This window comes from Rhodoferax sp. LS1R11 (assembly GCF_056521395.1).
Map to the genome: position 1 here is coordinate 70329 of NZ_JBWMAW010000017.1, position 22483 is coordinate 92811.

Annotated in this window: 22 protein-coding genes; 10 read left to right on the top strand and 12 right to left on the bottom strand. The window is 57.4% G+C overall.

Annotation, left to right across the window (positions count from 1 at the left end; translation table 11 throughout):
- Positions 1 to 59: 59 nt before the first annotated feature.
- Together AC097N_RS17785 and AC097N_RS17790 are read right to left on the bottom strand one after the other, a co-directional pair.
- Entirely contained in the window at positions 60 to 3596 is a 3537-nt protein-coding gene (locus AC097N_RS17785) for a transglutaminase family protein (RefSeq protein ID WP_479583398.1), read from the bottom strand.
- Positions 3597 to 3678: 82 nt separating this feature from the next.
- On the bottom strand, positions 3679 to 4815 hold the full coding sequence (locus AC097N_RS17790) for an iron-containing alcohol dehydrogenase (RefSeq protein WP_479583399.1): 1137 nt from the start codon (positions 4813 to 4815) through the stop codon (positions 3679 to 3681).
- Positions 4816 to 4869: 54 nt separating this feature from the next.
- Here AC097N_RS17790 and AC097N_RS17795 point away from each other — a divergent pair, with 54 nt between their 5' ends.
- Positions 4870 to 5844: an alpha/beta hydrolase gene (locus tag AC097N_RS17795; RefSeq protein ID WP_479583400.1), complete on the top strand. Its 975-nt coding sequence runs from the start codon at positions 4870 to 4872 to the stop codon at positions 5842 to 5844.
- Position 5845: 1 nt separating this feature from the next.
- A complete protein-coding gene (locus AC097N_RS17800; protein ID WP_479583401.1) occupies positions 5846 to 6727 on the top strand; it encodes a YbgC/FadM family acyl-CoA thioesterase in 882 nt (293 codons plus the stop codon).
- A gap of 19 nt (positions 6728 to 6746) precedes the next feature.
- On the opposite strand, the gene ygfZ is transcribed toward AC097N_RS17800, so the two are convergent.
- Positions 6747 to 7664 carry a CAF17-like 4Fe-4S cluster assembly/insertion protein YgfZ gene (ygfZ, locus tag AC097N_RS17805; protein ID WP_479583402.1) on the bottom strand — a complete coding sequence of 306 codons (918 nt, stop codon included), beginning with the start codon at positions 7662 to 7664 and terminating at the stop codon, positions 6747 to 6749.
- A 47-nt stretch (positions 7665 to 7711) separates the two neighbouring features.
- Between ygfZ and mltG the strand changes: the two genes are divergently transcribed.
- From mltG to AC097N_RS17835, 6 genes are read left to right on the top strand one after another with little or no spacing between them, the layout of a single operon-like run.
- Entirely contained in the window at positions 7712 to 8695 is a 984-nt protein-coding gene (gene mltG, locus AC097N_RS17810; protein ID WP_479583403.1) for an endolytic transglycosylase MltG, read from the top strand.
- Between the two features lie 6 nt (positions 8696 to 8701).
- Positions 8702 to 9349, top strand: a complete 648-nt coding sequence (tmk, locus tag AC097N_RS17815) for a dTMP kinase (RefSeq protein ID WP_479583404.1) — start codon at positions 8702 to 8704, stop codon at positions 9347 to 9349.
- Positions 9346 to 10341: a DNA polymerase III subunit delta' gene (locus AC097N_RS17820; RefSeq protein ID WP_479583405.1), complete on the top strand. Its 996-nt coding sequence runs from the start codon at positions 9346 to 9348 to the stop codon at positions 10339 to 10341. The genes tmk and AC097N_RS17820 overlap by 4 nt, the downstream gene beginning before the upstream one ends.
- Positions 10342 to 10350: 9 nt before the next feature.
- Positions 10351 to 10713 (top strand): PilZ domain-containing protein, encoded by a 363-nt coding sequence (locus tag AC097N_RS17825; RefSeq protein WP_479583406.1) that lies wholly within the window; start codon positions 10351 to 10353, stop codon positions 10711 to 10713.
- Positions 10714 to 10764: 51 nt separating this feature from the next.
- Positions 10765 to 11559 (top strand): TatD family hydrolase, encoded by a 795-nt coding sequence (locus AC097N_RS17830; RefSeq protein WP_479583407.1) that lies wholly within the window; start codon positions 10765 to 10767, stop codon positions 11557 to 11559.
- Between the two features lie 20 nt (positions 11560 to 11579).
- On the top strand, positions 11580 to 12239 hold the full coding sequence (locus tag AC097N_RS17835) for an ankyrin repeat domain-containing protein (RefSeq protein WP_479583408.1): 660 nt from the start codon (positions 11580 to 11582) through the stop codon (positions 12237 to 12239).
- Between the two features lie 79 nt (positions 12240 to 12318).
- On the opposite strand, the gene AC097N_RS17840 is transcribed toward AC097N_RS17835, so the two are convergent.
- The 6 genes from AC097N_RS17840 to AC097N_RS17865 all read right to left on the bottom strand — a co-directional run bounded on the left by AC097N_RS17840 (position 12319) and on the right by AC097N_RS17865 (position 18654).
- A complete protein-coding gene (locus AC097N_RS17840; protein ID WP_479583409.1) occupies positions 12319 to 13233 on the bottom strand; it encodes an adenylate/guanylate cyclase domain-containing protein in 915 nt (304 codons plus the stop codon).
- Positions 13234 to 13363: 130 nt separating this feature from the next.
- Complete coding sequence (locus tag AC097N_RS17845) at positions 13364 to 14371, bottom strand: LD-carboxypeptidase (protein WP_479583410.1); 1008 nt, start codon at positions 14369 to 14371, stop codon at positions 13364 to 13366.
- A 7-nt stretch (positions 14372 to 14378) separates the two neighbouring features.
- The gene (gene tadA / locus AC097N_RS17850; protein ID WP_479583411.1) at positions 14379 to 15764 is read right to left on the bottom strand and encodes a tRNA adenosine(34) deaminase TadA; all 1386 of its coding nucleotides are present in this window, start codon (positions 15762 to 15764) and stop codon (positions 14379 to 14381) included.
- Positions 15764 to 16387, bottom strand: coding sequence for an FMN-binding negative transcriptional regulator (locus AC097N_RS17855; protein WP_479583412.1), 624 nt, complete (start codon positions 16385 to 16387; stop codon positions 15764 to 15766). Before AC097N_RS17855 ends, tadA begins: the two co-directional genes overlap by 1 nt.
- Positions 16388 to 16702: 315 nt before the next feature.
- Positions 16703 to 17743: a dienelactone hydrolase family protein gene (locus AC097N_RS17860; protein WP_479583413.1), complete on the bottom strand. Its 1041-nt coding sequence runs from the start codon at positions 17741 to 17743 to the stop codon at positions 16703 to 16705.
- Positions 17740 to 18654, bottom strand: coding sequence for a hypothetical protein (locus AC097N_RS17865; protein ID WP_479583414.1), 915 nt, complete (start codon positions 18652 to 18654; stop codon positions 17740 to 17742). Before AC097N_RS17865 ends, AC097N_RS17860 begins: the two co-directional genes overlap by 4 nt.
- 108 nt (positions 18655 to 18762) lie before the next feature.
- Between AC097N_RS17865 and AC097N_RS17870 the strand changes: the two genes are divergently transcribed.
- Positions 18763 to 19143 carry a helix-turn-helix domain-containing protein gene (locus tag AC097N_RS17870; protein WP_479583415.1) on the top strand — a complete coding sequence of 127 codons (381 nt, stop codon included), beginning with the start codon at positions 18763 to 18765 and terminating at the stop codon, positions 19141 to 19143.
- On the opposite strand, the gene AC097N_RS17875 is transcribed toward AC097N_RS17870, so the two are convergent.
- From AC097N_RS17875 to AC097N_RS17885, 3 genes are all read right to left on the bottom strand, one after another.
- Positions 19140 to 19892 (bottom strand): hypothetical protein, encoded by a 753-nt coding sequence (locus AC097N_RS17875; RefSeq protein WP_479583416.1) that lies wholly within the window; start codon positions 19890 to 19892, stop codon positions 19140 to 19142. The two genes, AC097N_RS17870 and AC097N_RS17875, sit on opposite strands and share 4 nt — an antisense overlap.
- Positions 19892 to 20281, bottom strand: coding sequence for a type I restriction endonuclease subunit M (locus AC097N_RS17880; protein WP_479583417.1), 390 nt, complete (start codon positions 20279 to 20281; stop codon positions 19892 to 19894). Before AC097N_RS17880 ends, AC097N_RS17875 begins: the two co-directional genes overlap by 1 nt.
- Positions 20282 to 20414: 133 nt before the next feature.
- The gene (locus tag AC097N_RS17885) at positions 20415 to 21473 is read right to left on the bottom strand and encodes a hypothetical protein (RefSeq protein WP_479583418.1); all 1059 of its coding nucleotides are present in this window, start codon (positions 21471 to 21473) and stop codon (positions 20415 to 20417) included.
- A 563-nt stretch (positions 21474 to 22036) separates the two neighbouring features.
- Between AC097N_RS17885 and AC097N_RS17890 the strand changes: the two genes are divergently transcribed.
- Entirely contained in the window at positions 22037 to 22318 is a 282-nt protein-coding gene (locus tag AC097N_RS17890; RefSeq protein WP_479583419.1) for a type II toxin-antitoxin system Phd/YefM family antitoxin, read from the top strand.
- Positions 22319 to 22483: the final 165 nt, after the last annotated feature.

Here is a 22483-nt window from a genome sequence, read left to right on the forward strand (position 1 = left end):
CCTGCTGGTCTGCAGGAAGCGCTTTGTGCTTGTGGCCTCCCGCTTTTGCGGGGCCTCTCTTAACCGCGTTTTTCGCGCCGCAAGTCCAGCGTAAACGGAAACTCGCGGCTGGCCGCCACGTTGATGGTGGCTGGCGGTATCACCAGTGTGCCCGGCGTGTGACCCATGGCTGCAAAGCGTGACATGCGTCGACTTTCCGCCTCGTACGAGTTCACCGGGAAGGTGTCGGGATTCAGTCCGCCAGGATGCGCGACATAGTACTGGCAGCCGCCAATGGAGCGCTTCATCCAGGTGTCCACAATGTCAAACGTCAGCGGCGTGTGAATGCCAATGCTCGGATGCAAGGCCGACGGCGGGTTCCAGGCCTTGTAACGCACGCCCGCGGCATATTCACCGGTCACGCCGGTGGATTGCAGTGGCATGGCCTGCCCATTGCAGGTCACCACGTAACGGCTTTCGTTCAGACCGGTCACATGGACCTCAATGCGCTCCAAAGACGAGTCCACGTAACGGGCGGTGCCGCCGGGTGCCCCTTCTTCGCCCATGACATGCCACGGTTCCAGTGCATTGCGCAGGGTGAGTTCAATGCTGTTTGATTGAATCGAGCCCACGATCGGGAAGCGGAACTCGTAGTGCGGTGCAAACCAGCTGGCATCAAACGCATAACCGGCGCTGCACATCTCCTGCATGACGTCGTCAAAATCCATCTTGATGAAGGTGGGCAGCAGGAAGCGGTCGTGCAGTTCGGTACCCCAGCGCGTGGCCGGTGCCTTGTAGGGCGTTTTCCAGAACCGTGCCACCAAGGCCCGCAACAGCAACTGCTGCACGCTGCTCATGTGAGGGTGGGGCGGCATCTCAAAGGCGCGCAACTCCAGCAGACCCAGTCGGCCGGTGGCCGAGTCGGGCGAGTACATCTTGTCGATCGAGAACTCGCTGCGATGGGTGTTGCCGGTGGCATCGATCAGGATGTTGCGCAACGTGCGGTCCACCAGCCACGGCGGCATGCTTTGGCCGTAGAGTTCGCGGTTTTTGTAGATTTGCTCGATGGCAATCTCAAGTTCATAGAGCTGATCGTTGCGGGCTTCATCCACCCGCGGTGCCTGGCTGGTGGGGCCCACAAACATGCCGCTGAACAGGTAGCTCAGAGACGGGTGGTTGTGCCAGAACAGCAGCAGGCTGGCCAGCAGTTCCGGCTTGCGCAGGAACGGGCTGTCAGACGGCGTGGCGCCGCCCATCACAAAGTGGTTGCCGCCACCGGTGCCGGTGTGGCGACCATCTTTCATGAACTTCTCGGCTGACAGGCGGGACTCAAACGCCGCGTTGTACAGGAACTCGGTGTTTTTGACGAGTTCGCCCCAGTTGGTCACGGGATGAATGTTGACCTCGATCACCCCCGGATCTGGTGTGACCTGCAGCAGTTTCAGGCGTGGATCGCGGGGCGGTGGGTAGCCTTCGAGCACGATCTTGACCTTGAGCTCTTCCGCTGTGGCTTCAATGGCGGCCAGCAGGTCCAGGTAGTCGTCCAGCTTTTCCAGCGGCGGCATGAAGATGTAGATGACGCCTGACTTTTGGCCAACGGCTTCTGCTTTGGGGCCGCTGGCGCGGCGTGGGTCGCGCACTTCAACGCACAAGGCGGTGCGGGTGATCCAGGAGGCCGACTCAAGTTTGTTCGGCGCCCGGGCGAATTCAGAGGGTTCGGCCTGGGTACGGCTTTGCGCGCTGGCCGCCATGGCGGCCCGGCCGGTACCAGTTGAAGTCTGAAATTTGCGGGCGGCCTCAGATTGGGGCCCCGTGCCGGACAAATAGGGCACGGCACTGCTGACGGCGCCCGCCATACCGGTGTTGACGCCACGACTTGGCACGCCGGGCGCGTAACGGGCGGCCAAAGTGCCGTGCGCTGGCAATCCAGCGCGCGGGCTCGAGGGATCTTGCTCGATCAGGTACGGGTAATCGGCCTCGCTCACCCAGGGCAGTGAGTCCAGCGGCAGGCGCAGGCCCATGGGCGAGTCACCCGGCATCAGGTACATGCGTTCGTCACGCAAGAACCAGGAGCCAGTGCTCCATACCGGGCCGTTCGGACCTGGCTTGTCGGCAACTTTCACAGGCAGCACATAGCCCACCACGGCATCGAGCTTTTGCTCGAAGACGCGGCGCAAGCGGGCTCGCTCCATTTCGTCGTCGAGCTTGGAGTTGAAGGGGTCCACGTTGACAGGCAGGCGACGTTCACGCCACAGGTAGTACCAGACGTCTTCGTAGGCACTCTGCATGAATTCGTCGGTGATACCCAGCTTGGACGCTAATTTTTGTGTGAAACGTTTGGCGTCTTCGCTTGTGTAATGCGACGGCACACGCTCATCGGTGAAGAGGTCCGGGTTGGCCCAAACGGGCTGGCGATCAGCACGCCAATAGATGTTGAGCGCCCAGCGTGGCAACTGCTCGCCCGGATACCACTTGCCTTGCCCAAAGTGCAAAAAGCCGCCTTCGCCGTATTCCTTGCGCAGTTTGTGCACCAAAGCGGTTGCAAAACCACGCTTGGTTGGGCCCAGGGCATCGGTGTTCCATTCTGGTGCATCGCGATCATTGACGGCCACGAAGGTCGGCTCACCACCCATGGTCAGGCGCACATCACTGGCTTCGAGTTCCTTGTCCACCGCTGCCCCAAGGTCCATGACGTCTTGCCATTGCTCTTGCGTATAGGGCTTGGTGACGCGGGGCGACTCGTAAATACGGGTCACGGCCATGTGGTGCTCAAACTCCACCTCGCACTTGTCCATGCCACCTTCAATGGGCGCGGCGCCAGACGGCTGGGGTGTGCAGGCCAGGGGAATATGACCCTCCCCCGCGAGCAGGCCCGAGGTGGCGTCCAGGCCGACCCAACCCGCGCCGGGCAGATACACCTCGCACCACGCGTGCAGGTCGGTGAAGTCGACTTCGGTACCGCTGGGGCCATCGAGCGACTTGACGTCGGGCTTCAACTGGATCAGGTAGCCCGATACAAAACGCGCAGCCAGGCCGCAGTTGCGCAGCAGTTGTACCAGCAGCCAGGCCGAGTCACGGCAGGAGCCGGACCCCAGTCCCAGCGTTTCGTCAGGGGTTTGTACTCCCGGTTCCATGCGGATGAGGTAGCTGATGTCCTTGTGCACCATCTGGTTGATGTCGACCAGGAAGTCGATGGTGCGGCGCTTGGTGCGGTCAATACGGGCCAAACACGCATTCATGCGTTTGCTCAGAGGGTCCGCAGCGAGGTAGGGGGCCAGTTCCTGGGCCAGCAGTTCTTCGTATTTGAACGGAAAGTTCTCCGCGCTGGGCTCCAGGAAGAAGTCAAACGGGTTGTACACGGCCATTTCGACCACCAGGTCGACCGTGACCTTGAATTCGCGGGTCTTCTTCTCAAAAACGAGACGACCCTGGTAGTTGGCAAACGGGTCCTGTTGCCAGTTGATGTAGTGGTCAGCCGGTTCAACCTTGAGGGAATACGAAATGATCTTGCTGCGACAGTGCGGTGCGGGCCGCAAGCGAATCACCTGGGGGCCCAGATTGACCAAGCGGTCGTATTTGTAATGGGTTACGTGGTTCAGGGCAGCGTGAATGGACATATTTTGTATCTTTGGTTGTGCAAGGCAACACCTTACCTGTGCACATACTAGCAATGTTGGTGCCAGTGAGTATCAGGGCAAATTACATCGACTGGCCGAGCATGTCACGGTACGCGTCGGCGCTGGGAATGCGCGGCCCGGTCTTGTGACAGTGGTCGGCCAGCGCGCCGGTGATGATCTGGTCAAACTGATCAGTGCGCACACCCATGGCAGCCAGTCCGGTGGGCAACGCCAGGCGGGCGTTCATGTCTTTGATGGCGGCGGGGATGTCGCTGCCGGATGCCAGACCCATGGCATGGGCCATGCGCTGCAAACGCTGGTCTTTTTGCATGGACTCGGCGCTGGCATTGAACGCGATGACCGCGGGCATGAACATGGCGTTGAGGGTGCCGTGGTGCAGACGGGGATCCACACCGCCCAGGCTGTGGCTCAGGGAATGCACCGCCCCAAGTCCTTTCTGGAAGGCCATGGCGCCCTGCATGGACGCACTCATCATGTTCAGGCGAGCTTCGCGGTCCGAGCCGTCGTGGGTGGCGCGTTCAATATGGGCCCAGCCACGGGTCAGACCATCCAGCGCAATGCCGTCGGCGGGCGGGTTGAACGCTGGCGACATGAAGGTTTCCATGCAATGGGCAATGGCGTCCATACCGGTGGCTGCGGTCAGCTTGGGTGGCAGGCCCAGGGTGAGTTCCGGGTCGCAAATGGCGGCCTTGGGCACCAGGTGCCAGGAGTGAAAGCCCAGCTTGCGGTGGTCGTCCACGATGATGATGGCGCCGCGCGCCACCTCGCTGCCTGTGCCGCTGGTGGTGGGGACGGCAATCAATGGCGCAACCCGGTCGGTGATACGGGGCGAACCCCCTTCAATCGTGGCGTAGGTGGTCAGCGGGCCTTCGTGCGTGGCGGCGATGGCCACGCCTTTGGCGCAGTCGATGGCCGAGCCACCGCCCACCGCAATGAGACCATCGCACCCCTGGCTTTTGTACAGGTCGGCCGCGGCGCGGACAGCAGCCTCGGTCGGGTTCGAAGGTGTCTGGTCGAACACTGCTACAGCCATGCCTGGCAGTGCGTCCAGCGCTTTTTGCAAAATACCCGCCGCTTTGACGCCTGCGTCGGTCACGATCAGCGGGCGGGTGATGCCTACCCGCTCACACTCCTGTTTGAGCAGTTGAATGGCACCAAAATCGAACTGGATTTGCGTCACGTAGTAAATAAGTGCCATGGCGTTTTGCGGTGTAGGATAAAAAATGCACTTTAACAAGAAGACACGACAAATATGAGTCACCACCGTAACCCGCGCGCCTTGCTGACCCCCGTCATGCACCGCGTGCTTGATCGCATGGCCCGTGTGGTCCAGGTGCCCATGCATGGGCTGACGGCGCAACAAGCGCGTGCCAATTACGAGACGGGTGCCAGCATGCTGGAAGTTCCGTCTGTCAAGTTGCAGCGGGTTGAGAGTTTCACCTTCACCGCCCGTGATGGCTACGACGTACCCGTGCGGCTGTACGCCCCGTCAAACGAGAAGTTGCCTGTTCTTGTTTACTTTCACGGCGGCGGCTTCACCATTGGCAGCATTGCCACGCATGACATTCTTTGCCGTAACTTGAGCCACCTGGCCCATTGCGCGGTGTTGTCGGTGGACTACCGGCTGGCACCCGAACACAAATTTCCGGTTGCCCACAATGACGCTTGGGATGCTGTGCAGTGGGTGGCCGCACACGGCGACGCGCATGGGATTGACCCCGCCCGCATCGCGGTAGGCGGTGACAGTGCCGGTGGCACCCTGGCCGCCGCCTGTGCCTTGCAGGCCCGTGATACCGGTGTGCCGCTGGCGCTGCAGTTATTGTTCTATCCGGGTTGCGCCGCGCACCAGGACACTCCGTCCCACAAGACCTTTGCCTACGGTTTTTTGCTCGAAGAGCCGCAAATCACCTACTTTTTCAACCACTACCTGCGCACAGCCGCTGACCGCGATGACTGGCGTTTTGCCCCGCTGAATGCGGCTGATGTGGAGGGCGTGGCCCCGGCCTGGTTTGGCCTGGCCGAGTGTGACCCGCTGGTGGACGAGGGCGTGATGTATGCGGACAAGCTGCGTCTGGCGGGCGTGCCGGTGGACCTGGAGATTTACCGTGGCGTGGTGCATGAGTTCATCAAATTGGGGCGGGTCATCCCGGAAGCCGCCCGAGCCCATGCCGAGGCAGCCCACGCCCTGAAGGCCGCATTTCAAACTGACATGACTCCAAAGGCCTGACATGACGGAACTGACGCGCACGGATTTCCGCTTTTTTCACGCCCTGCGGGTGCGCTGGGCAGAAGTGGACATGCAAAAAATTGTGTTCAACGCCCACTACCTGATGTACTTTGACACGGCCATGACCGACTACTGGCGCTTTTTGGCCTTGCCCTACGAGGCCACCATGTTCGCGCTGGCGGGAGAACCTTTTGTCAAGAAAGCCACGGTTGAGTTTCACGCCTCAGCGCGGCTGGACGATCAGCTCGATGTGGCCTTGACGTGCGAGCGCATCGGCACCTCGTCGATGCTGTTCACAGGCGCTATTTTTCGCGGTGATCAGCAGTTGGTCACGGGCGAGTTGCTCTATGTGTTTGCCGACCCTGTTGCCCAGACCTCCAAACCCGTGCCTGACGAACTGCGCGCCATCTTTATCGCCTATGAGGCGTGGGAGCCGATGGTGCAGGTGGACGTTGGGTCGTGGCCAGCGCTGGGCGCCGAGGCGAGCCAGTTGCGAACGGATGTATTCCAGGACGAACAAGGCATCCCCATGGTGATGGCGGGCGATGCTGAGGACCACCTCGCCGTGCACGCCCTGGGCCGCAACCGCCTGGGCCTGCCGGTGGCCACCGGTCGGCTGCTACAGCAGGCGCCTGGCGTTGGGCAAATCAGCCGAATGGCGGTTAACCGGGTGCTGCGGGGCTCCAATGTGGGCCGCGATGTGCTGCGGGCGTTGATGAAAGCCGCCACTCAGCGCGGTGATCGGGAGGTGTTGGTTCACGCCCGGCGGAGTGCTGAAGGCTTTTATGCCCGGCTGGGGTTTGTCCGCCGTGGTGAACCCTTCGAGGAGGCTGGCATCGTGCATGTGGAGATGGTCCACGCCTTGCCTGCTTCTCTCATCTAGCGACATTTATTTAACGGCTTTAAATGTCGGCGAGCAAAGGGTAGGGCGGTGGCGAGACCACCAGGGCAGGGCCGCTTGCGCTGGTCAGGTGCAGGTCGCCAGCCTCTACCGCCGAGACTTGCGCCGAGATGATCGCGTCAAAACCGCCGGCCGGGGCAGGCGCCGCTTGGGCGACCGTGCCGCAGGGTTGCGTGTTGTCTTCTGCCTGAAACACGTCGTCGCCAGCGGTCATGGCCGATTCCGAATGCACCAGGTAAGCGCGGCGCTTCAAGGTGCCTCGAAACTGGCTGCGCGCCACCACTTCCTGTCCCGGGTAGCAACCCTTCTTGAAGTTCACACCGCCCACGGATTCGTAATTCAGCATCTGCGGCACAAAGGCTTCAACAATGGGCGTGGTGATCATGGCGATACCGCTGCGCACGTCGCCCCAGTTCCAGTCTGACTCGCTCAATGCCTGGCCTGTGGGCGCTGTCTCGCCTACAGGTGCGACCCACAAAGCACGCCGCACATCATCGGCCGGGTAGAGGTTGATAACGTTTATAGTACCAATATCGACCTTAGCCCAGGTGGGCTGTGCGGGAGTAGCTATTAATTCAATAGTATCTCCAGCCAGCCCAAAAAGGGCGAAGTCGTCGGTCGCATCGGTCAATTTGGCCTTGGCCCGCATCACAAACATGGACAAACGCTTGAGCGTGGCGGGCAAAATGTCACGGCTGCAAATCAGCAGTATCTCGGTGTGGCTGCGCTTGAAGCCCACAAAACTGGCTTGCATACGCCCCTTGGCGGAACAAAACGCTGCAAGGCGTGCTTCGGACAGGCCCAGCAGCGCAAAGTCCTGCGTCAACTGGCCGTGAAGAAATTTGCCGGCATCCTCGCCCTCCACCCGAATCACGCCAAGGTGGGTCAGTGGGGCAACGCCATTGAGTTTGTTTTTCATGGCGTGAATTATCATCCTCCCTTGATTTCTAGGAAGGCTGTAGGGCTGTGCGTCGTCTCTTTAATTTATTGTTGCTACTGGCCGTGCTGCTGGGTGGCGGCGTGGTCTGGTGGCTTAACAATGACCTGAGCCTGACCAGCGACACGGTCGACCTTTCGGTGGAACCCGGTACCTCGGTGCGCGGCCTGACGCTAGTCGTGAACGAGGCCGGTGTCCAGGTCAATCCGGCCCTGTTGTACTGGTGGTTTCGCCTGTCGGGTGAGGCCCGCCAGATCAAGGCCGGCAGCTATGAAATAGAACGCGGCACCACGCCGCGCAGTCTGTTACGAAAGCTTGTGCGCGGGGAGGAGTCCTTGCGCGTCGTCACGCTGGTTGAAGGCTGGAAATTCACCCAAGTGCGCGCGGCGCTCTCAAAAGCGGAGCAACTCAATCCCGAATCACAAGGGTTGTCACCTGATTCGATCATGACCGCATTGGGCAGGCCGGGCGTGCACCCCGAGGGAAGGTTCTTCCCGGACACCTACACCTACGCCAAAGGGAGCAGTGATCTGTCGGTGCTCAAACGCGCCATGCGGGCCATGGACAAAAAGCTGGAAGCCGCCTGGCTTCAGCGCCTGCCCGACTCGCCCCTCAAAACACCCGAGCAGGCGCTCATTCTCGCCAGCATTGTCGAGAAGGAAACAGGCCGGGGCAGCGACCGCGGCATGATCGCGGGCGTCTTCACCAACCGGCTGCGCATCGGCATGATGTTGCAGACCGATCCGACGGTGATCTACGGCTTGGGAGACCGCTTTGACGGCAATCTGCGGCGCAGTGACCTCAAAACCGACACCCCCTGGAACACCTACACCCGCGCAGGCCTGCCGCCTACCCCGATTGCCATGCCAGGCAAGGCGGCCTTGCTGGCGGCGGTGCAGCCCGAACCCACCAAGGCGCTGTATTTTGTGGCCCGCGGCGACGGTACCAGCCACTTCAGCGCCAGCCTTGAAGAGCACAATCGGGCAGTCAACAAATACCAGCGCGGACAGTAACAACCTATGGCAACAGGCGGACTTTTTATCAGTTTTGAAGGCATCGACGGAGCCGGAAAATCAACTCACATCGATGGTTTGGCACAGGCCTTCAAGGCCCGGGGCAGGGCGGTGACGCTGACCCGCGAGCCCGGTGGTACGCCTTTGGCTGAAAAGCTGCGGACCCTGGTATTGAACGATCCCATGGACGCCATGACCGAGGCCTTGCTGGTGTTCGCCGCCCGGCGCGACCACCTGCAGCAAGTGATTGAACCTGCGCTGGCCCGCGGGGATGTGGTCTTGTGCGATCGGTTTACCGACGCCACCTTTGCCTACCAAGGCGGTGGACGTGGGTTTGATTTGAATTTGCTATCTATTTTGGAGCAATGGGTGCAGGCGGTACCTGGGCTAGGCCCCGATTTCATTCGACAACCAGATTTGACAGTCTGGTTTGATCTGGCTGCTGAAGTAGCCGCTGCGCGCCTTGCCGGTGCGCGTGCACCCGACAAATTTGAAGCGCAGCCCGTGGCGTTCTTCAAGCGGGTGTCGAACGGTTATCTGAGTCGCATGACGATTGACCCAGCCCGTTTTGCCCGGATCAATGCCGACAATTCACGCGAAGCCGTCTGGCTGGATGTGCTGCAGGCGGTCCAGGCCAAAGGTTGGCTGGCATGAGCACGCTGGCCCCCTGGATTGCCGCACAAACAACGCAGTTGCTTGCACAACGTGGGCATGCCTGGTTGTTGGCCGGGCCGTCGGGGCTGGGCCAGTACCACCTGGCAATGGCGCTGGCTCGTGCCTGGTTGTGCGACAAACCGACCGCGCATGGCGCATGTGGGGCGTGTGGCAGTTGCCATGCCATCAACGTACGTGCCCATGCTGACTTGTGCGTGCTGATGCCCGAGACCGTCATGCTGGAACTGGGCTGGCCGCTTAGCGAAAAAGCCCAGTCGGACATTGACGACAAAAAGCGCAAGCCCAGCAAGGAGATTCGGGTGGATGCGATGCGCGATGCGGTCGAGTTTTCCCAGCGCACCAGTGCCCGGGGCCGCGGCAAAGCCGTGTTGGTGTTTCCCGCCGAGCGCATGAACAACGTCACGGCCAATGCGTTGCTCAAGACGCTCGAAGAGCCACCGGGCGATGTCAAGTTTGTCCTCGCCAGCGACGCTGCCCACCAGTTGCTCCCCACCATTCGCAGTCGTTGCCTGGGTCACACCATGGTCTGGCCGTCGGCTCAGGACGCCTTGGCCTGGATGGTGGAGAAGGGCATTCCTCTGGCCCAGGCCGAGGTGATGTTGCGCGCGGCGGGTGGCCGACCTGAAGACGCCCTGCAGTTTTCCCAATCGGGCCGCGATCCGCAAGCCTGGGTCAAGTTGCCCAAGGCCATGGCCCGCGGTGATGTTAGTGTGCTCAAAGACTGGACGCCTTCGCAAGCGGTAGATGCCCTGCACAAGGTCTGCCACGACGTTCTGGCGATCAAGATGGGCGCCAGCCCGCGATTTTTTGCAGCGGCGGACTTGCCTGTTGGCGGTTCAGTGAGCCGCTTGACCGCCTGGTCCCGTGCTCTGGCGCAGACCACACGCACGGTGGAGCACCCCTTCAACGCTGGCCTGATGCTTGAGGCGTTGGCGAGCCAGGCCCAAATCGCCCTAAACTCCAGTCATTAGAAATCGCGCATGTCCAATCCAAGTCCCAACACCCCTCGCCCCAGCGTCATTCAACTGGCGATCAAGGAAAAGTCGGCTCTCTATGCAGCCTACATTCCCTTGTTTTCTGAAGGCGGTATCTTTATTCCCACCTCGCGGGAATACCGTCTGGGTGACGATGTGTATGTGCTGTTGTCCTTGCCGGATGACCCGCAGCGGTATCCGGTCGCCGGCAAAGTGGCGTGGGTCACACCGGCCAAAGCCTCCAACAACCGCACGCAAGGTGTGGGCATCCAGTTTCCCAAAGACGAAAAGTCCCGCACCCTGAAGCTCAGGATTGAAGAAATTCTGGGGGCTCACATAGCTTCCGATCGCCCCACACAAACCATCTAGGCATTGCGCTTGGTTTTTGGGCGCCACCCTGGTTTTTATCTGACTCATTTCATGTTCACTGATTCGCACTGCCACCTGATTTTCCCGGAGCTTCTGGCCCAAATGCCGGCCATTCGCCTGGCCATGAGCGAGGCCCAGGTTGACCGGGCCCTGTGCATCTGCACCACGTTGGAGGAGTTTGCGGGTGTTCAGGCGCTCGCGGTCCAATACGATAATTTTTGGGCAACGGTGGGTGTTCATCCCGACAACGAGGGGGTCACCGAGCCCAGCCTGCAAGACCTGTTGACCCTGGGTAAAATGCCGCGTGTGGTCGGTATTGGCGAGACCGGGCTGGATTACTACCGCCTGGGCGATCGCACCGTGGCGGACATGGCCTGGCAACGTGATCGCTTCAGGACCCACATCCTTGCGGCTCGCCAGCTCGATAAGCCACTGGTCATTCACACCCGAAGTGCGTCTGATGACACCTTGGCGATTTTGCGGGAAGAGGGCGAAGACGGCTCACCGGGGAGCGCGGGCGGTGTTTTTCATTGCTTTACCGAGACCGCGCACGTGGCCCGTGCCGCGTTGGACCTGGGCTTTTACATTTCTTTTTCTGGAATCCTGACATTCAAGAATGCACAGGACTTGCGTGATGTAGCCGCATTTGTGCCGCTGGATCGACTGTTGATCGAGACCGACAGTCCGTACCTGGCGCCTGCGCCTTATCGTGGTAAGACCAATAATCCGTCTTACGTGCCCTATGTGGCGGCACAGCTTGCCGAGATCAAGAAATGCCCGGTTGAGCATATTGCAGAGGTGACCAGTCGCAACTTCGACAGGCTGTTCAAAGGCGTCCTGGTATGAATTTTAGAGGCTCGGGATACATGATAAATTACATTAAGAGTGTCATTTATCTTATTGTTTTTTATGGATTTTCTTCTGCCCATGCAGGATCCTACGAAGATTTTTTCTCTGCCATCAAACGGGATGAGCCCAGCACCATCACCCGCTTGCTCCAGCGTGGCTTTGATGCCAATACGCTCAGTCCCCAAGGTGAGCATGGCCTGCTCATTGCCCTTCGTGAGCCATCGCTTCACGTGGCGGCTGTGCTGATGGATTGGCCCGCCACGCAGGTTGAATCCCGCACCCTGAACGAGGAAAGCCCTTTGATGCTGGCTTCCCTGCAAGGGCTGCTTGAAGTCTGCAACCAGCTCATCCTTAAAGGCGCCGACGTCAACAAGCCAGGTTGGGCGCCTTTGCATTACGCCGCCACGCATGGACATCTGGATGTGATGCGTCTTTTGCTGGAGAACCATGCCTACATTGACGCCGCATCGCCCAATGGCACAACGCCGCTCATGATGGCCGCCCATTACGGCACACCGTTGGCAGTCAAGTTGTTGCTGGAGGCTGGTGCCGACCCCTTGCTCAAGAATGACCAGGGTCTGACAGCCATTGACTTTGCCCAAAAGGCCGAGCGTGCCGATTCTGCAGAGATCATCGCTGCCTTCGTCAGGGCCTTGAGCCCTAAAGGATCTTGGTAATCCAGTGCTGGATCGTACTTGATACGATGTATATTATGTTAATAAGATGATGCCGGGCGCAGATTCCAAATAACGCCTTTTAGCTGACTGCAAAGCTGATGGTTGGTGCGCTCAAATCGGAAAATGGAGAACCCAAGGCTATTTCCCCTCGTCCATGCAGAACACACTCATCCCGGCGTAGTAACAGGTCTGAACCTGTGCCCGAGAAACGTACCCAACTGCCATAGGTGCTTACGTCAGTCAGGTAGACACTTCCATTGCGCCAGTCAACGCGGGCATGAGTTCGAGAGACTCGCGGATCGTTGACAACAAACTCGACCTGATGGATACGGCCGATGTGAATAGGCAGCTCGAACGACATGAAGTTTTTGCGCAATTCAAGCCAGGACAATTCGATCTGCCCACCCAAGACGTCGGTATCGACAATATCGTGCATGGGGTCAAGCGCCGCCTGCATGGTCAGAAAACCTGACCCAACATCTTCCTGCCACTCAACCTGGTAGACCGTACAAGGTTCTGCCCGACCGCGAATACTGATGGGCCCCAGAATACGAAATCGTACGCCGTCTGATTCATCAGCTTGCTCAAGCGCCGAACTGTTGGCCCAAATCTGATGAGGACCCGAGAGGCTGCTGAGACGAGCTGCGACATTCACAGCATCACCGTAGCAATCGCCCGCCACAATTTCAACATCCCCACTGGCGACGCCGATACGAATAGGGAGATGATTTGCAGGGGGGATCTGGGCAATGTGTTTTTGATGCTTGCGCTGAATTTCAACCACGGCGCTGATCGCCGATGCGTTGTCTTCGAACAAGGCGAGTACGCCATCGCCCAGCATCTTGACGACATAGCCACCGTGTGACTCGATAACGGTGGCGATCCATGTCGTCACCTGTGTCACAGCCTTGGTCGCCATGACGTTTCCCAGCGCTTCAAATGCACTTGTGCTACCGAACAGATCGGTAAAAACAACCGTTTTTTGAACGCCCATGCCCTCTAAGTCCTTATATTTTGCTTATTCCTAGTTTAAAGGCAATGAAAGCCCATTTGAAAACGAAGTCCATCTATCTAGACGCAATACAGGGAACTTTGCACACTTGGTACAAGGCAAAAAGTCAGGCTTAAGCCGGATGGCCCCAATAGAGTAAGGCATCACGCCCCTCCACCATCAAATCGGCCTGGGCCCCAACCGGCAGTACCACTTTGGTGGCTACATGGCCGTAGGGCAAATTGGTGAGGACTGGCACTTTGATCTGCTGACGCAACCATTCCACTACTGTCTGCAATTTATAGCCCCGGTCATGCGGCACCAATTTGTAGTCGGTGAATTGCCCCATGACGATGGCTTTTTGGCGACCCAGAACGCCTGCATGGAGCAATTGAGTGAGCATGCGTTCGATGCGGTAAGGATGCTCTGCCACGTCTTCCAGAAACAGGATACCGCCTTTGATATCGGGGAAGTATGGCGTGCCAAGCAGCGACGTCAATATGGCCAGATTGCCACCCCAAAGCACTGAATTCTTTATGCAATAGTCTGTCTTGGCGCCCTCTCTGTTTGCGGAGGGTGCTATTGTTTTGATAGCGGCCTGCGGTGCCTCACGATTCTGACGCCAGCCAGCCCCCTCCCCCTGGCCTGTGACGAGGTCATCAAAACAGGCTTCCATGATGTCGTCTGGCATTGGCGCCTCGCCATGGCCGTTCCCATCCACCTGGACGGGCTTGCCGCCCACACCAAAACCTTCGCACAGCGCTGGGCCAGCCCAGGTGATGCCGCCGGTGCGTGCCAACACAGCGCTTTGGAAAGCCGTGAAGTCACTGATGCCGACGAACAGCATGCCCGCCTCAATGGCTTTTGCAACTTTCTTGTAGTGAATGCCGGGCAGGATTCGCGTCAACCCGTAGCCACCGCGAGAAATCAACGCCACATCGGCCCCACTGGCTGCGGCCCGGTGAATGGCTGCCAGGCGGGTCTCGTCATCGCCGGCAAAACGCAAATGACTCGCTAGTGCGGCCTCGTCAATTTCGACCTCATGGCCGAGTTTTTTCAGGCGGGCAACACCGCGTTTGAACGCCGCTTTGTCACGGACGGCGCCCGAGGGCGAATAGATATAGATGTGCTTTTTGTTCACGGAGAAATCAATGGGTTGGAGTCGATACGAAATACTGAATGGCGGCTTGCGCAATCGGCTCGCCAAGTTCCTGCACAAAGTGTCCTGCTTCGTCAACGATCATAGGCTCAGGGCAGTTGTGAATCAGTTGTTGAAGCTCGCGCATCACGGGTAAGCCCAACACGGGGTCCTGACGGCCAATCGCCATCATGGCTTGCCCATGCCATCGGTCGCGCCAGAAATTGCCAGCCTGTCGCGAAGTGTCGGCACCGTCCGAATCCAGAAACTCCGGCACCATAGGCGGAAATGCCCGTGTTGCGGCACGATATCCCGCATTTGGAAAGGGTGTTGCGTAAGCCTTGCATTCCTGCTCGCTCAGGTTTGGGTTGCCACGGGCAAGCAGGCGCGCAATGTCAAACTCACGATTTTTGGCGCACATGTCGCGCCAATTCAGGAAGCCCGCAGGCAATGGCGATTCGCCCGTGGCCAGTGTCGTATTCATCACCAGGAGGCCCGCATAGCGTGTCTCATCGGCCATTGGCAACGTTAACCCCAGCAAGCCTCCCCAGTCCTGCACGACCAGAACGATGTTTTTCAGATTGAGTCGTTCAACGAATTCGAGCAACACTTGGCGATGCCAGGTGAAGGTATGAAACCCGTCCTTTTTGGGTTTGTCACTCTTGCCGAATCCAATGAGGTCGGGTGCCACAACACGGCTGCCAGCGCCGAGGAAAATCGGAATCATTTTCCGATAGAGATAACTCCAAGTGGGGTTGCCATGCAAGCAAAGGTAGGTCAATGGTGCATCACGCGGCCCCACATCCAGGTAATGCATGCGCAGGCCACCCAAAGCAGGCAAATCGCTGAGGTACTGAGCGGGCCAGGGGTAGCCTGGAAGGCTCGCAAAGCACTCGTCTGGTGTTCTCAAAGCGTCGTCCCGCACCGGGCTGCTCAACCGCGCTGTTTCCCTGCGCCGGGCTTTGAAAAACTGTTGCAACATGGATGCACATTGAGCGGATAGCACGCCACCCTGTACACGGGTGTGGTGGTTCAACTGGGGTGTCGCGAACAAATCAAGTACCGACCCCGCTGCGCCGGTCTTGGGGTCCGGCGCACCGAAGACAACGCGTTTCATCCGGGCGTGCAGCATGGCCCCGGCACACATGGCGCAAGGCTCCAGGGTAACAAACAGTTCGCAATCGTCCAGTCGGTAATTGCCCAGCGCAAGCGCAGCTGCGCGCAAGGCCACAATTTCTGCGTGGGCGCTGGGGTCATGCTGGCCAATCGGGGCATTGCGACCGACCGCGATCACCTGCCCTGCCCTGACCACCACGGCGCCGACTGGCACTTCACCGGCGTTCATGGCGTCCGAGGCCTGGCCAAGTGCCAACGCCATGAAATCGGCGTCGGTCATCATGTGGGCGTATGGAGTCCCAAATGCGTCATCCACTGGGCCAAAGCACGCTCGTTTTCATTGCCTGAGGCATACATCGCCTGCATCGACTCGTGCGCCTCCGGCCTGTGCTGGTTAATTTTTACTTTGCATTGCAGATCCGTCATCCGCAATTCAAAGCCGACAATGCCTGCCAGCATTTTTTGCGCAAACTCATCTCCCAAACTGCGCCATTGCTCGGCGTAGGCCGGTTCATGGTCTCCGATGAGTTTTTTGAGTAGCGCATCCTTTTTCGCCGGGACTTCGACCAGAGCGGCCTCTACGGTGCAATGAACTGCGAGGTAGTTCCAGGTGGGCACCCGAGCGAGGTCGGGGTAGACCTGTGGCGACATGTAGGCATGCGGACCCAAAAATGTAGCCAGCGCCTTAGGGCGTTTCTGCAAGTAACGCCAGTGAGGATTGGGTTTGGCGACATGGCCCAGCAACACATGTTGATCGCCATGTATCTCAAGGTGAAGTGGGATGTGGCTGACAAAGGGCAGGCCTTCGTCGTCCACGCTGATCAGGCTCGCAAATGGATGGCTGCGTATAAGCTCGATCGCATCCAGACCATTTTTTGACTTGAACTGCGGAGGTAAATACATAGCCTGCCTTGTGAATGGCTTGCTGGCCCGCTTATTCCCACTCAATCGTCAACAAGTTTTTGAAAATGAACGACATTGGATGGTGATACTCACTATTGAGCCTTTGTTAAAAGTTCGGAAAAGTGGCTATACCGTCTCATTTACCGTCAAAGCAAAACGGCACTCTTTCAGACAAAAGCGACTCTTCCTTTGTTGCTTGGATTTTCGCACACATACCTTGTCAATCTGTCTGTGGCAATGAGGCGAGCGCCCTGCCCTCACCTCCGAGTCAAATCACCTATCTGCATCCTTACAAAAGCCGCCCTTCTTGGTTGATTAGCGGACACCCATGAACTTGAGTACATCCTCTACAACCGCATCGGTTTGTGCGGCATCGCCACCTATGCGAGCGCGCACGCTGGTCATGCAGCCTCGAACCGCCGTATTCCACTCGTCAAAGGTTTTTATTTCGCGGTTTGACTTGAGGTCTTTGGCATTTTTGCCAAGCCCACCACCCATCACAGAAGTCATCTGCAATTCCAAGTCGCACTGCTTGCCGCTGTGTTGTCCGTTTTCGTATCGGAACCTGCGACCGCCACCGTCCCAAGCGTGGTAAGTGCCTTTATATTCCTTGACGGTCACTTGATTTCCTGCCGCCTCAAGTTCTTTGGCGTAACGCTCACACACGGCCACATCCTGATAGTCTTCACGGTCACGATCAGGTAAGGCAAAGAAGATCGGAGCCGTGGCCTTGGCATTCTCATCGGCACGGTAGCGAATGTTGCACATGCCTGGATACATGGGGATGTGACCAGCGAACTTCGCTCCATTGGTGTTCACCGCCGCTTGGTACATCGGCCAAGCTGAGTAAAAGGCAGGATTGCCGCCACGGCTCATACCAATCACGTAGATACGGCTGGCATCAACTTGAGGATGGGTTGCCAGTACGCGAAGGGCATTGAGCGCATCAGCAACCTGCGACGGCATAGTGACCTTTGTATCCAGTTGATTCGTGGATGTACCGTCAACACCTCGTGGCTTGTAGCTGTCCACCACAAACACGGCCGCACCAGCAGGGTTCAAGCGTGCCGCCCACAAGTCGTAAGCCCACGGTTCCACACCCGCGCTGCCGTGCATGATGACCAACGCTGGTACTTTGCCACTCACGGTCTTTGGCATCAGCAGATCGCCCCATACCGTCTGCTGAGTGGTGTTGCTGGTGTTCTTGCGGGCGTACTGCCACATATCTTGCGTGTTGATGCTTTGAAACTCAATACGACCAGTCTGCCCACCAGTAAGGTCTGCAAGTGGAGCCGCTACAGCACCAGTACATGCCAGGACTGATACTGTCCAAATGAGATTGAAGGTGTGCTTCACAATTTACCGCCTTTGTTTTGAAACCATTGAAGTAAAGGCGCTGGCAACTCGCGCATGTTTGCCACCCCAAATGCGTTGAACGACTTGCCATCGGTGAAAAGCACCGCGTAATACTTGCCTGTGGCCGTGTTGACGGCGAACATGGCTTCATTGGTGCCACCGTCGTGGGGAGCGTTTCCGCTGCCGACGATCAGATTGCCGTCCTCAGCATGAAGCTCCCCAGCGACTTCCATGTTGGTTTGGAATACCGGGTACTTGTCACCAAGCAGGGCCTTGAACTGGTTACTGACGACTGCATCACTCAGCGCCACAGATGCAGACTGACCAAGAAGGCTGCTCCAGTTCACCGATGAGGCCGATGATTTGGTCGTGGCATCTGGTGTGGTCGGTACACCCTTGTCCCAGACTCTGAACATCGCAATGTCATGGAGATAGCTCATGACTGGCATATGCCCCACCAGTGAAACCAACAATTCGCCTTTGTCTTGCGTGCGTTGAGCCGTGTACGTCACTTGGCCCTTGATGGCCGTGCCGTCCATGCTGACACCCTGAGCGTCGTAGATTGATCGCAACTGGTTTTTCAATTCTGGAACGGTAGGTACCGCATCTGCCGGAACCGTGGCTATCAACTGCGCTTCGCAGGTTCTCTTGCCCACCGCATCGTCAGCACTGGCCGTTCTGATGGAATCCACCGAAATCTTCGTGTCCTTGGCGGTGTACTGAACCCGTTGCTTGCGCTCATCGCTCATGGCCGACAGTTCCTTATCGAAGGTTTGCTGGTAGATCGTCTTCACCAGATCGACCGCTGCCGGGTCGGTACATGAGGGTGTCTTGTTTCCACATCCGGTTAGTGCAAGCAGCACAGACATGCTTACGCCCACATTTGTTATCGCTCCCATAAAGGTTTCCATTCTGTTTTTAGATCAATGAGGTGTTTACTCGTCAGAGTAAGATTCTGACATGACAATGCAGCATTAACTCCGTCGCTATATATCCTTCAATGACGCATCTTCGCGTCAATGAATTCCACCTCTGATAAAGCCAAACCCAAGAAGAAAGTTGCGTCTGAAAGACACCCGCTTTCCGTGGCGTTTGGTGAGTACCTAAAAGAGGTTCGGATTGAGAGCAACAAGTCCCAGCAGGAGCTGGCGTTCGATGCCGCGATTGATCGCACTTACGTGTCGCTGCTTGAGCGGGGGCTTGCCAGTCCAACGCTGCTGTTGCTTATGGCGCTGTCCAAGCCACTGGGGTTGCCAACTTCGGAGTTAGTCGCCGGGTTTGAGGTGCATTTATCCAAGCAGCGAACGCGCAAACAACCCGTCAAACGCCGTGCCAATGAAGCTTCTCTCGAAGCAAATGGCGAACGTAAACAGGGGTCGCGCCGTTCGCCGCTGCGCTAACTGGTGTCAGTTCGACGTATCCGAACTGCGGCCAATAGCCTTACTTCTTCGGCATTCCATTCCATCGACTCATAGAGCCATGTCACGGGCTTGCGCTTTCCGGCATCCGAAGGCTTGACCAGATTTGACTTGGCACTGCGACCGCCAGCACCAGACACGGGTATCCGCATCCGCGCATTGAACGCCTGAAAGCTGGGTTCTGACGCACTGGGATCGAGCAGCAATATCGTGTCCGGTCTGTGAATCTTGTCGATCACAGCGCCCTCTATGCCAATGCCCAAACTCCAATGTTTGGTCTTTTGGTGTTGGACCGAGGCGAACGCCAGTGCCACCAGTTCGCCACGCATCAACCACTCCACCGCGTGACCATCGGCGTTGTCTTCCTCGCCGAACTTGGAGGTCACTTGCAGTGGCAGGTGCAAGCCGTTGAACAGTTCCACCCACTCCGCAGCGTGTACCCCAGTGAAATATGTGTGCTTGAACGCGCTGAATATTTCTGCCGCAAGTCCGAACTTGCGCCGCCCCATTTCATGTAGCGCACTTGGCTTTGCAAGTCCGTAGATTGAAACAATGATGGCGGTGAGATGAACGCCACAGGCCCCATCCAAATCTGATTGCTGCATAAACGGTCTGACTGGTTCCGCTCTGGTCGCCTTGACGGTTAGTGCGTGTCCAGTTTGCAAATCTGCATAGACGCGCTGAAACCGATAGGCCACTTTTACTTCTTTGGGTCGAGGGCTGGTTGCCATCAGTAGTCCTCTGGCAGCAGCAACGTTGTGTATTCACGTTTTCCATCGTCGTTCGTGCCATCGGTGATGACCCAGACAGTGGGTAAATCGGCTCGCTTTTGCTTCGGCGTGGCCTTGAGCTTTTCCGCGTCAACAAGCCTGTAAACGCTCATGATTCGGGAGCCGTCAGTGATTGCCAGTTCATTCAAAGCTGAGTCGTCCCGGCAGGTATCTCCGAAATCACCATGCATATGGCGTGCAAGCAGGCTGGCGGCACTACGTCCTGTGGCTTGAAGTAATGCCAATGCGCCGGGTGTTGCAACAACTTGCCCCAGTGAAAAACGTACTGAATTTGAGATGATCGTGACTGGCGTTTGTGAACTCGCATCGTCAGTTGTGGTGCATTTCATGACATGTTCCTCTATTGAAAAATTGATGGGCGAGTGTTTCCCTCCACAGGTCCGTGGATTCGAGAGCACTCGGTGAAAGAATTGGTGCTGCACATCGCCGGGATCGGCGGTGTCAGCGGTACTTGCTAAATGGTTACGGCACAGCGGCGTAAAGCGCCTGCAAGACGGCCAATTGAGTGACGCCTTGATCAAGTTGGCTGCGCTCTATGCAGCAGCGTTGAATGGCCTTTTGAATGGTCACGAAATCAATGTTTCCTGCCAGTGGTTCAAACTGTTCGGCGGGCATTCGGTAGCCAATCAACCACCACACCAGTTCTGAGATGTGAGCCGCCGACAGTGGCTGGTCATTGACCGTGGCAATACACGCCTCAGCCATTGCAGGCTTGAACCACCTAAAAAGCTGCTCGTTTGGGACACCAGCGTCGGGCAACATTGACCAGTACAAGGACAGTTCTGACAGGCGTTGAATCATTCCGGCGCGGCTGTAATGAACGACTTCCAGCACATCGGTTAGGTTCTCCGTACCTTGAAAGAAACTGTCCAGCGTCAGCGGATACCGCCAAAGGTGCGAATCAATGAGCCGCATTCCACGTAAACGACAGGGGGCAGCAAAGCATTTCGCAACGTCAGATTCGGGTTCATCCAACAGCAACGACAGCGCGGCATGGGCTTGGCGTTCATTGCAGAACTGAATCTCGGACATCACACCCTCAATAACGGGGGGCATCTGGGAATTCGCCACATAGGTCCAAAGCAATACCTTCCGCTCCGCTTGGCTTAAGTAAAAGGCGTCGGTTAACCAATCCAGATTTCGCACCACCGCACATGCCTGATCAGGTGTCGCGAGTTCCAGTGAACCTAGTCGGTAGCGAAAGGCCGCAGGTACTATCACCGGGGTGACACGTTGCTCAGGTGGCAGTAAAAACTTCGGCGCATTCGGCGTGGCAGGTGCTTCAATTTGGTCACCAAACTGTTCGGCAAAGTGGTCCCTGATCTGGATGGCAGCCCATGGAAAATTCTCACTGGTGGTGATGCTGCTCAGGTTCATACCTATGGTCTTCATCAGGACAGCGGCCACGCACTTGGCATAGGCTTCATTTGCAGGATGGGGCGGCACGCCATAAGGAGCAACCGTCGGGTCTGCATTTGGGGCAGCATCATCATCGACGCTACCTCTTTGTTTTGGGCTCATGTCGGTTTCCAGACCCAGTCCAGCCGCCTGCGCGGTTTAGCCAGGTCAACAGGTTCATCGGGTACAGACGAGCGAAAGTAGCCCGATGCTTGGAGGCGATCAGGCACACAGTTCAGGCTCGTATGCGGGGTGGAAATCTTTGCTGCCCGGTGATGCTAGGCAGCGTCCCTAAAACAGAACGTTTTTGGGATGGGTGAGACAGGCTGTCTAGGCTTGCTCAATTAACCATCGGTGACTCTGAAACACAGTGAAAACCGCAATTTCTTTATATTGACAACCGATAGCTGTATTTTAACAGCTTTATGCAATTTTTAGTATATAAAAGCGACTAAATATGCCAATTGACAGCGTGAAAGTGGCCGTATTGACCCCTCAACTGGCACTTTGAACCCCTCAACTGAGCTAAAAAACCGCGTTCTGGTGGTTATCCAGCAAAACAGTAAATATGGCGGAATTGCTTAAAAAATAAGCAACTCCCAGATATTTTCAGAAATTTGTTGAAAAATCGGTTTGCGCGTAAAATTTGTACAAATTTCTGCTCACTTTTTGATGGCCAAATCGGTATGAATTTTTCGACGGATGAGCTTATTCCGTTCTCGGATGCGCGCTCTGGGTTGTCCCGTGTCATTGAGGACGTGATGGGTGGCCGCGAGTTAGTTGTAACAAAACATGGGAAGATGACCGTTGCACTGGTCGCGGCTTCTCAGTTTTATCAGTACCGCGAAATGGAACGTGAGCTAAATGAGTTTTTGGCGGCGCTAGAACACGATAAAAGTGGCAGCGACACCAAGCTGGCACTGGCTACCTTGAAAAAGCGCATGGCGGCAAAAAAGAAGGTACCGTAATGAACGATGACATTGATCCAGTTGATCCGACAGCCGACAGTTACGAGGGTAAGCATGCGGTGAACCCATATTGACTGCGCATTGCAGTCCTGCTTTACCGAGCTAGCTTTGTGGTTGCCAGCGGTGCGGCAGCAGTTCATGAATCTGGCTTGCCCGTTGCGTTGG

What these genes read in the sequence shown, in the direction of transcription:
- AC097N_RS17825 (WP_479583406.1), top strand. Translation starts at nt 10,351, where the DNA reads ATGTCCAATCCAAGTCCCAACACCCCTCGCCCCAGCGTCATTCAACTG.
- AC097N_RS17880 (WP_479583417.1), bottom strand. Translation starts at nt 20,281, where the DNA reads ATGAAATGCACCACAACTGACGATGCGAGTTCACAAACGCCAGTCACG.
- AC097N_RS17840 (WP_479583409.1), bottom strand. Translation starts at nt 13,233, where the DNA reads ATGGGCGTTCAAAAAACGGTTGTTTTTACCGATCTGTTCGGTAGCACA.
- tadA (WP_479583411.1), bottom strand. Translation starts at nt 15,764, where the DNA reads ATGACCGACGCCGATTTCATGGCGTTGGCACTTGGCCAGGCCTCGGAC.
- AC097N_RS17875 (WP_479583416.1), bottom strand. Translation starts at nt 19,892, where the DNA reads ATGGCAACCAGCCCTCGACCCAAAGAAGTAAAAGTGGCCTATCGGTTT.
- ygfZ (WP_479583402.1), bottom strand. Translation starts at nt 7,664, where the DNA reads ATGAAAAACAAACTCAATGGCGTTGCCCCACTGACCCACCTTGGCGTG.
- AC097N_RS17800 (WP_479583401.1), top strand. Translation starts at nt 5,846, where the DNA reads ATGACGGAACTGACGCGCACGGATTTCCGCTTTTTTCACGCCCTGCGG.
- AC097N_RS17795 (WP_479583400.1), top strand. Translation starts at nt 4,870, where the DNA reads ATGAGTCACCACCGTAACCCGCGCGCCTTGCTGACCCCCGTCATGCAC.
- AC097N_RS17820 (WP_479583405.1), top strand. Translation starts at nt 9,346, where the DNA reads ATGAGCACGCTGGCCCCCTGGATTGCCGCACAAACAACGCAGTTGCTT.
- AC097N_RS17785 (WP_479583398.1), bottom strand. Translation starts at nt 3,596, where the DNA reads ATGTCCATTCACGCTGCCCTGAACCACGTAACCCATTACAAATACGAC.
- AC097N_RS17790 (WP_479583399.1), bottom strand. Translation starts at nt 4,815, where the DNA reads ATGGCACTTATTTACTACGTGACGCAAATCCAGTTCGATTTTGGTGCC.
- AC097N_RS17870 (WP_479583415.1), top strand. Translation starts at nt 18,763, where the DNA reads ATGAATTCCACCTCTGATAAAGCCAAACCCAAGAAGAAAGTTGCGTCT.
- AC097N_RS17835 (WP_479583408.1), top strand. Translation starts at nt 11,580, where the DNA reads ATGATAAATTACATTAAGAGTGTCATTTATCTTATTGTTTTTTATGGA.
- AC097N_RS17830 (WP_479583407.1), top strand. Translation starts at nt 10,765, where the DNA reads ATGTTCACTGATTCGCACTGCCACCTGATTTTCCCGGAGCTTCTGGCC.
- tmk (WP_479583404.1), top strand. Translation starts at nt 8,702, where the DNA reads ATGGCAACAGGCGGACTTTTTATCAGTTTTGAAGGCATCGACGGAGCC.
- AC097N_RS17855 (WP_479583412.1), bottom strand. Translation starts at nt 16,387, where the DNA reads ATGTATTTACCTCCGCAGTTCAAGTCAAAAAATGGTCTGGATGCGATC.
- AC097N_RS17865 (WP_479583414.1), bottom strand. Translation starts at nt 18,654, where the DNA reads ATGGAAACCTTTATGGGAGCGATAACAAATGTGGGCGTAAGCATGTCT.
- AC097N_RS17890 (WP_479583419.1), top strand. Translation starts at nt 22,037, where the DNA reads ATGAATTTTTCGACGGATGAGCTTATTCCGTTCTCGGATGCGCGCTCT.
- AC097N_RS17885 (WP_479583418.1), bottom strand. Translation starts at nt 21,473, where the DNA reads ATGAGCCCAAAACAAAGAGGTAGCGTCGATGATGATGCTGCCCCAAAT.